We start from the raw sequence: 7,615 nt of genomic DNA, 5'->3' as shown, positions 1-7,615 counted from the left end.
TGTTTTCATCTTTTTTAGTAGTTTGTTTGCTAGCTAAAAATTGATCGTAGTCTCCTTTTTTCACTTCACAAGGTAAGCCGTCATTGTCACGATCTAAGTCATGAGGATCATTAGTTGCGCTGTATCCATTGCTGTGCCAAAATTCCATAACTTCTTGTTTGTTTTTAAAGTGACTGCAATTCTTGTCGTTTGGATTTTTTTCTGCAAATGCAGCAGAACTGTACCCCACTGTTAATAGTGTTACCGCTGTTGCTGAAGCTAATAATTTTTTCATAAATTTCTTCATCCCCCTAAATGGTATGTATTTACATTGAAATATTTTACATTTAAAAAATTAAAAATACAATAATAATTTGTAGATAAATGTAAGATTTCTAGATAATAATAACAAATTGTCAATTCGTATATTGTCATATTATGTCGAAGGAAAATAATATGACAACCTAAGATACCTTCTCCTGACGTGAACCAGCTTAATATTAATAATATGTATTTGGACTATCATCCAAATATTTTTTTAACATGTAAAGAGAAAAAGTGGCATTAATTCTAGAATGATAACACTAGCTGAATGGAATGAAATAAGCCAGTCGGCCTTCTTCAAACTGGTCAAATATGGTATGAATTTATATGAAACAGCAAAGAAGGGAAAAGGGTACGCAGTGCATTTGAAATTAGCAAGAAAGAACGGGATTAAGAACGTTACTTTTTACTCAAGGGTTAAAAAAGGATGAAGCTGCTACGAAGCCATTCGTAGGTCGTAAGGGAGTACAGTAAATTATCTAGGATACGATATGAGCGAATAAGATAGGTTAATAGAAAAATGGAATCAGAGAAATATAGTTAAGTCTACTAATGAATGCGACTTATTTGAAGAGAGTTAAGAGGAACTAAAACAGTTATTAAAAGGAGATGAAGATGTTATCCACTAGGAATAAAGCTCCAAGCAAAATTAAAGGATCAACTAAATCCAGGAACCGGTTTATCTGTGGCTCTCCAAATTCCTTTATTAAGCTAAAAAATGCACTCATTCCGAAACAAATATATAACAAAATCATTATTGTCCCTGATATATTGATAATTTAATTATATACTGAAAAATATGTACATATAAACTTTAAAAAAAGTCCTTATTTGAATAAAAAAAATGGTCCTTACATTACGTAAGAACCCCATAATCGAAGAAAAAAGTCGTATGTGAAACCATATGGGAATCACAATAATATTTTAACACCTAAATATATAGTTGTCTATACATGTTTGAGTGAAATATTTAAACGAAGGAGCTCTAGATTTAGGGATCTAGAGCTCCTTGTGTTGGTATAACCCACAAGGTTATGAAAAGAATAGAACGTACTGAAGATAACACATGAATGTATCAAAAAAGTTAACAAAATAGTTATTTGAGAGAAAGGGTATATAGAAATGGAAGGTAATTGGTGCATTATTTATAGAGAGTATGTTGATGAATGTATTTGTGATGAAGAAGAGGAAGAAAACTAAACAAAAATTTCATTAAGTTGGAACATAAAAAGAGCACTTAGTAAAGTGCTCTCGTAACGAGACCCATTTTATAACGACTATTTTATAAAGAAAGGAACTCAGGATATTATATGTGCGCCAGTCAATTGAGTACCTTGTACAAATAAAGAGCAGCTAGCAAAAGCTAACTGCTTATATAAGGAATCGGAGAAAGATAACCATGTGTCTACATTATTGACGGAATATTGAGTTTTATTAAGGGGGAGGCTACATGTTTTCGAAAACATTCACGGAAATTCAGCTTCTACGTAAAATGGAATCAAAATGTATAATAAGGAAGTGTTTGTATGAGTAACAGGTATAATTTGTATAATTATTATCAAAATTTTTATTATAGATCCTCGTTAAGACAACCCCAAAAAGAAATTGCACTCGATATTATCAATGAGTTTAAATATCTTATAAATAACTATTTAGGTGAGTTATTTATAGCTAGTAGCAAAATAAAATTAATTGTTGCATATCCTTCGATAGAGAACATTGAGAAAATAGTAAAGAATGAGCTGCTTGCCTGCATTCAAAAAATACGAGATGGCATGGAAAAAGATATACGGCCAATAATTCCACCACAATATCAATATTCTTATCTTCCTAATAATTTTGATAAAACTATTGATATTGCTAGACTTAAGGCAAAACAAACATTCTGGCAATGTTTTAATAGAGCTCCCAGTTATAAAATACTAAGCGAATACAAGAATTCAATAGATATTGATACTAAGTTTGAGGTACATGTATCTCAACATTGAGAGAGAGGAATAACAATGGGATTAGGAAATCGTGGAATGGCATTTGAAATAATTATCAATCTAGCAAACGAAATGTATCAAAGAGGTGGAGTGGCGCTTATAAACAAGCGTCCGACTCCTGTGAAGGTGTTAAAAAGTAAAGGTGTCCGTGTGCTAAGTGTTACTATGAAGCTAAGAGTAAAGTAGACTATGATGGCGTGTATAAAGGACGAGCTATAGTGTTTGAAGCGAAGTCTACAGAGAAAGACACACGTTTTGATTTAAATAACATAGCGCAGCATCAATTAGATTACTTGGAGAAAGCGGAGAAGATGGGGCAATATGTTTCTTCCTTATTGAGTTTAGCAAGGATAAATCAGTATTCGTAGTATTACTATCAGTTATTCAGTTTTATGTAAGGATGTCTCATCAACCAAAAGGCAAGAAATCTATACCAAGAGCTGATTTTGATGTTTATGGATACTTAGTAGAGCAGATAGAAAGAGCAATATATTGATGAAGCAGTAAAAGAGAAGATAGCCAACAAGAAACACAAATTATTCATTAATGAGATAGTGATATTTCGCGTACCTTATGTACATATAAAAAGAAAAATTCAGAAATAAGAGGGATCCCTTTATGGAGGGACAATTAACTTTATCAAAATTTTTATATGAGTTGTTTTTACACGCTAAGGAATAGTAATAAAAAGATGAGACCAATAAAACCGTATAAAAACCAAAAGAATCCTAAGATGGGGAATGTTTTATGAAAATTAAGCATGGTAAACCTCCTTGGGTATATAAAGGATTATAATACATCGTTGGTCTATTTAGAATACTAACCATGAATTGGATGGAATTATGCATGGCTAAATCAATAGAAATTATACACTAAACGTATTTAATGAGCCATCTAGGTATAAAGATAATCGATAATCATACAATGATATGGAAAGGTCTTTTCTAACGTGTTAGTTACCTCAAAGTATATGTATCTTTTGGCGCCTGGGCGAGGGTGCTTTTTTTATTGCACATTATGATAAGGACAAGCATATTATGTAATAGGACGAGTTCTTCGTGTCCTATTCAATGCTCAGGATAAACCCCAATTCACATTGAGAGCACCCTTGCTATTGGTGCTCTTTTTTTATTGAAAAGCATATTTAAATATGTATAATGTGATTTATAGATTAATATTTCAATCTAAGGGGTACAAATTCGATGCGACGTAAAAAGGATTTGTTGAAACAATGGAAGGTGGATTTGCAAGCTGTTCAAGAAGAAAAGAGGATGAGGAAGAAGGCCAAGAATAAGAAATATAGCATCCCTGGTAATACAGCTGGATTCATGAATGGGAAGAATACTTATCGTAAAGAGAATGGGGTATGGAAGCAAAGAAATAAATGATGTTAGGATAAATGATTTTGATTAAGTGTATAGGAATTATCGTAGGCGTTGCCATAATCGGGGTGGCGTCTTATTTGTTGTTAAGGAAAGATAAGAATAATATATTTTTAAATTTTAAAAATATAAAGAATATCAAGTTATGGTATTATTTATTTTTATTGTAAGTTAAAGGGGATTATTTGTACGTAAAGGGTAGGGTTGGTTTTAATGAGGGATTCTGATCACAGAGAAAAAAGGAAATATTAAAGTTATGGCTCATTTATATACCACTTGCATTTGGAAAATTTATCTTTACGATTATCGTAGATTATTTAAAAAAAATAAAGATTGTGCATTTGAAAAAAAATTAATCTATTTATTTTCGTTTGTTTTCCTCTAACAAAACAAACGAAAATAAATGTCTTACTTATCTGTTTAAAAAGTCGATGCTTTTAGATGATGTAGGGAAATGCTGTGAAAAATTATTGGAATTATACCTTGTATCCATCTAAGAATTAGTCTGATATAGAATATATAAAACAATGATAACTTTTAAATAATATCAGGGGATGATAGTGGGATATGCAAGATCTAGAATTGCAATTTAACACGGTAGAATCATATGGTTGTACAAAAATATTCATTGGAAAGTAGAATAGAGCGAAAAATCTCAAGAAAATATAAAGTTGTTGAAATTTTTGTGTGAATTCATTAATATGTAATTGTATTTATTGTTTATTTGATTCTGTTTACTCTCACACTTTATAAGTTGTGGTTGAGCTGTAGAAGCAAGTTTCGTCTTGTTTCAATTCTGAAAGGGCTTCTTTGAGCTGATTAGTGTATATATAGTTTATTTTGCTATACACATTTTTAATCGACTTGAAGAAGCTCTTTTTGTGTTGTTTCTAACTCTGTTTGATTGGAGAACTCATTATTACATTGGGCAAAAAAAATTATTTAGGGGGATTTAATAATGATAATCAGTTATGAATTATCATTATTTTATTCTACACATCCGGATGATCCTATTCAAAGTTTACGTGCATTACAAGCACTTAATCCGATAAAAGAGGAGTTATTCTCTTTAACAGGTGTCAGTGTATCGTAATGAATAATTTACAGAACCATATGGAAATATGCAGACAGAGGGAATGACAGAAATCCGTAGTGAAAGATTACTATGAATTTCTGTCTTTTATTTTATCGGGGGCAACAAAGGCACGTATGGAACGTAAGATTAACAAAGAATTCAAGAGAGCTACACAAATGTTGGCTTATTATGAAAAACAGGTGGAAAATTTGATGGAATATCTTATCAAGCGAAAGTGCCTGTGTACTTTAATACAGCAATTAAGTTAGATACGAAGGGAATCAAAAAGTATTGGTTTACAAATCACGAGATGTTTGATATAGCATTTGAAGCATACGTAGAATCGGATTGGCAAGATCAAGAACATAGAAATGATTAATTAGTTTGTAATACGTATCCTTTTGTATATTCATTAGGTGATTATACGTAATATCCTAATGTAATTATAAAAAGTTTATTGGAAGTAATAGTCCCATATATAATAAAAAGTATACAAGGAGTGGGGAAAAATGAATTATAACATTCAAAAAGGACAGTTTCGTTTAACAAGTGCTTATCCGAGAGGCAGCTGGTGGGAGTTTTACCGTATACCTTGTCCAATTTGTTATGATACAGGCAATTGTATGCTGCATATTTCGCAAGAGAAGGTAGCATGTACACGTGTAGAAAGTAAATGGATTTATGGGAAAAATACGGGAAATCCAAGCTACATTCATTACATAAATGGAAAAGATAAGTATCAATTGCCCGAGGCGGATGAAGTTCAGATTCATGATAAGAAAAGCAATGAGGAATTAGATGTGTTTAATCGGAAGTTAATGGATTTCATACCATTGCAGGAGCATCATCATACACATTTATTACGAGATAGAAAAATGAGCGAGGAACAAATACAAGTATGTCAATATCGATCTTTCTTAAAACAACAAATTGTGTTAGAGGAGGATAATACATATACGACTGTTTGGGAGAAGCTATTTAAAAAGATGGGGAATAAAAACTGTTGGCAGGGGGTTCCGGGCTTTTATGAGCTGAGGAAAGGTCAACTTTCTCTTTGTTTGATGTCAGGATCTCCTGGTATATTGATTCCTTTTCGAAACCAGTACAATCAAATTGTTGGATGGCAGGTTCGTGTGGATGAAGTGAAAAACTCCGTTCATGTGAAATCGGCACCTACTGGAGTTCAAGCGGAATTAATCGAGCAGCCTAATGTTGTAAAGATAACAAAAAATGGTGATTGTATCTTTGAAGGCGAACTAGAAGTGAGCAAAAAGGTAGAGATTCCATTTCAAGAGGGACAAATTGTTGTAAAGATTCATAAAGGGCAAAAGTATCTGTGGCTCTCATCAGCAAATAAAAATCAAGGGACTGGTGCAGGTGGTAGTGAAAATCCACTTCCTGTACATGTAGCGGTACCGAGTTCTCATTTAAAACATTGGAATTCTGGCACATTGCATCAAACTAAATCAGTAATGATCACAGAAGGATCCATGAAAGCCGATTTGATTGCTGATTTGCTTCCAGAGAGATTTAATAAAGAGGAGATTTCTGAAATAGGAACAACGGTTCTTGCGATTCCTGGTGTAAATGCTTGGCGAATTGCTATGCCTGTATTAAAGGATATGGGTATAGAAAATGTCTATTTAGCGTTTGATGCCGATTTAGTAGAGAATCAAAAAGTAAGGAAAGCTCTTATAGACTTTGCGACAGAGTTAAAGCGATTGGGCTATAACGTAATCATAGCTGCATGGAACCCAACGCAAGGTAAGGGGCTGGATGATACAATGCAAGCGGGATTTAAACCTGTATTTCAGAGATTGTGAAAGTCATAAAGTAGGTTGATATTTTCATAAATAGGCAGATTGAAAAAGATAGAGTTTTTAATTCTATCTTTTTCTTATATCCAATTAACTAAAAGAAGGGTAGAAGAGAATATGAATACATCTATGAAAAAAAATCTAGTGAATTTACGAGTTGATTTTGCTTTCAAGCGCTTGTTTGGAGTAGAAGGAAACGAGGAGATACTCATTGGTTTTCTTAATGCGGTATTACAATCCTCTTTAGATGAGGAATTCATTTCTTTGCATTTAGATGATCCGCATCTTCCAAGGGAGCAAAAGGATGATAAATTGTCTATTTTAGATTTGCGAGCTACTCTGAATAATGGTATAAAATTAAATATAGAGATACAGGTTCGCGACAAAAAAGACATGATTGAGCGATCTTTGTTCTACTGGGCTGGTATGTATTATTCCCAAATGACTCAGGGGATGAAGTATACAGAATTAAGACCAACCATATGTATTAATATAGTGGATTTCATTCTGTTTCCAGGAGAAGAAGACTTTCATAATGTCGGTGTAGTCATGAATAAAAAATCGAAACACATAATTTCAGAGAATATGCAATTGCACTTTCTTGAGATTCCAAAAGTAATTCGAGAATGGCAAGAAGATCGAATGGATCCATGGGAGGATATATTAGCACGTTGGCTATTATTATTTCCTGCTTATGAAGATGAGAAATTAACTACAATCCTGGAGGGAATCGCGATGGAAAAAGATCCAGTTTTGAAAAAGGCAATAGAGGACTGGGAGCGTCTAAGTAGTGATAAGGACTTTTTACGCTTATATGAAGCGAGAGAGAAGGCAATAAAAGATAGAATATCAGAGATAGAGACGGCAGAAGAAAAGGCCGCGGAAAAAGCAGCAAAAGAAGCAGCAAAAGAAGCTAGAATAGCAACTAAGATAGAGATGATTCACAATTTAATTAATGTTGGTGTACCTATAGAGAAAATAGCAGAAGCCACTGAATTAAGTGTGAAAGAGGTTAATAAGATTTTACAAAATAAATAGTAGAGGATAGTC

General features: G+C 32.9%; 6 protein-coding genes and 2 pseudogenes. 7 read left to right on the top strand and 1 reads right to left on the bottom strand.

Annotated features, from left to right (window positions below; all coding sequences use genetic code 11):
• Positions 1 to 274, bottom strand: a 274-nt coding sequence (locus MR170_RS15350; protein ID WP_242308592.1) for an excalibur calcium-binding domain-containing protein, incomplete at its 3' end; no start/stop codon positions are given.
• A gap of 1,555 nt (positions 275 to 1,829) precedes the next feature.
• Between MR170_RS15350 and MR170_RS15345 the strand changes: the two genes are divergently transcribed.
• From MR170_RS15345 to MR170_RS15315, 7 genes and pseudogenes are all read left to right on the top strand, one after another.
• A complete protein-coding gene (locus tag MR170_RS15345) occupies positions 1,830 to 2,291 on the top strand; it encodes a hypothetical protein (protein WP_242308590.1) in 462 nt (153 codons plus the stop codon).
• 15 nt (positions 2,292 to 2,306) lie between these two features.
• Positions 2,307 to 2,778: pseudogene (locus tag MR170_RS32265) on the top strand (Holliday junction resolvase RecU); the annotation flags it as partial.
• 715 nt (positions 2,779 to 3,493) lie between these two features.
• The gene (locus MR170_RS15330) at positions 3,494 to 3,679 is read left to right on the top strand and encodes a hypothetical protein (RefSeq protein WP_078994324.1); all 186 of its coding nucleotides are present in this window, start codon (positions 3,494 to 3,496) and stop codon (positions 3,677 to 3,679) included.
• A 952-nt stretch (positions 3,680 to 4,631) separates the two neighbouring features.
• The gene (locus MR170_RS32260; RefSeq protein WP_257129872.1) at positions 4,632 to 4,766 is read left to right on the top strand and encodes a hypothetical protein; all 135 of its coding nucleotides are present in this window, start codon (positions 4,632 to 4,634) and stop codon (positions 4,764 to 4,766) included.
• A 92-nt stretch (positions 4,767 to 4,858) separates the two neighbouring features.
• Positions 4,859 to 5,268 (top strand): annotated as a pseudogene (locus tag MR170_RS32475) (LPD1 domain-containing protein); the annotation flags it as partial.
• Positions 5,258 to 6,571: a DUF3854 domain-containing protein gene (locus MR170_RS15320; RefSeq protein ID WP_242308589.1), complete on the top strand. Its 1,314-nt coding sequence runs from the start codon at positions 5,258 to 5,260 to the stop codon at positions 6,569 to 6,571. The pseudogene MR170_RS32475 and the gene MR170_RS15320, both read left to right, overlap by 11 nt.
• A 111-nt stretch (positions 6,572 to 6,682) precedes the next feature.
• Positions 6,683 to 7,603 carry an Rpn family recombination-promoting nuclease/putative transposase gene (locus MR170_RS15315; protein ID WP_242308588.1) on the top strand — a complete coding sequence of 307 codons (921 nt, stop codon included), beginning with the start codon at positions 6,683 to 6,685 and terminating at the stop codon, positions 7,601 to 7,603.
• Positions 7,604 to 7,615: the final 12 nt, after the last annotated feature.

Origin of the sequence: Bacillus cereus group sp. BfR-BA-01524 (genome assembly GCF_022662595.1) — a bacterium.
Classification (GTDB): Bacteria; Bacillota; Bacilli; order Bacillales; family Bacillaceae_G; genus Bacillus_A; species Bacillus_A thuringiensis_S.
The sequence above is the reverse complement of the archived record's forward strand: the minus strand, read 5'-3'. Positions and strand labels throughout refer to the sequence as shown.

What these genes read in the sequence shown, in the direction of transcription:
- MR170_RS15345 (WP_242308590.1), top strand. Translation starts at nt 1,830, where the DNA reads ATGAGTAACAGGTATAATTTGTATAATTATTATCAAAATTTTTATTAT.
- MR170_RS15330 (WP_078994324.1), top strand. Translation starts at nt 3,494, where the DNA reads ATGCGACGTAAAAAGGATTTGTTGAAACAATGGAAGGTGGATTTGCAA.
- MR170_RS32260 (WP_257129872.1), top strand. Translation starts at nt 4,632, where the DNA reads ATGATAATCAGTTATGAATTATCATTATTTTATTCTACACATCCGGAT.
- MR170_RS15320 (WP_242308589.1), top strand. Translation starts at nt 5,258, where the DNA reads ATGAATTATAACATTCAAAAAGGACAGTTTCGTTTAACAAGTGCTTAT.
- MR170_RS15315 (WP_242308588.1), top strand. Translation starts at nt 6,683, where the DNA reads ATGAATACATCTATGAAAAAAAATCTAGTGAATTTACGAGTTGATTTT.